This window comes from Bartonella sp. SD1336NMGDW, assembly GCF_042193565.1.
Lineage (GTDB): Bacteria > Pseudomonadota > Alphaproteobacteria > Rhizobiales > Rhizobiaceae > Bartonella > Bartonella grahamii.
In genome coordinates this window covers 1-579 of sequence record NZ_JBHILW010000104.1, presented here as the reverse complement: position 1 = coordinate 579, position 579 = coordinate 1, and the positions used below count along the sequence as shown (strand labels likewise).

The 579-nt window shown below is 38.9% G+C and carries 1 protein-coding gene and 1 pseudogene; both read left to right on the top strand.

The genetic code is table 11. The features are described from left to right. A pseudogene (locus ACFIKH_RS09390) lies at positions 1–257 on the top strand (hypothetical protein); the annotation flags it as partial. Further along, positions 254–579, top strand: a 326-nt coding sequence (locus tag ACFIKH_RS09385) for a hypothetical protein (RefSeq protein WP_375671557.1), incomplete at its 3' end; no start/stop codon positions are given. The pseudogene ACFIKH_RS09390 and the gene ACFIKH_RS09385, both read left to right, overlap by 4 nt.

Genomic DNA, 579 nt, shown 5'->3' with positions numbered 1-579 from the left:
TAAGTGATGGAAAGCAGGATTACGTAAACTTGGAAAATCATAAAAATGACTTTGTTGGTACAAAGATTGGCAAAAATCCTTACACTTTTGAGCAAATACCTCCTGGAAGTGGTCCTTGGAAAGAAGCAGGGCAAATATTTAAGGGTTATCCAAGTGTTCATGCTTGTTATGGACATCCAAGTGATGCTTGTACAAAGTTCTATGGTTTACCTAATCGTACGCCAATTTATTCAAAATATTCAGGGAGGAAAAAATGAAACAAATCTTGAAATTATTAAGCGGAATAGTTTTGGTTAGTGTAGCTGGATGTAACATTGATAAGCCTTCTCCAGGGGCTCTGAGTATGTGGGAGAAACCTGGTGCAGATTTTACGGAGATAGGAAAAGCATTGTTAGAATGTGGTATGCCAACCCCTTATGATGTTTTTCCAGAAAACCAACAGCAGAGTATTAATGCTAAAGCAACAGTTGATGCTTGCATGGTTCAAGCAGGATTCCGCTATAAAGATCAAAGAGGAGGGGGGTGGTGTTATACTTTTAAAGAGAAAAACTTGCCGATTTGTCGTCCAGGTGCTGTCAT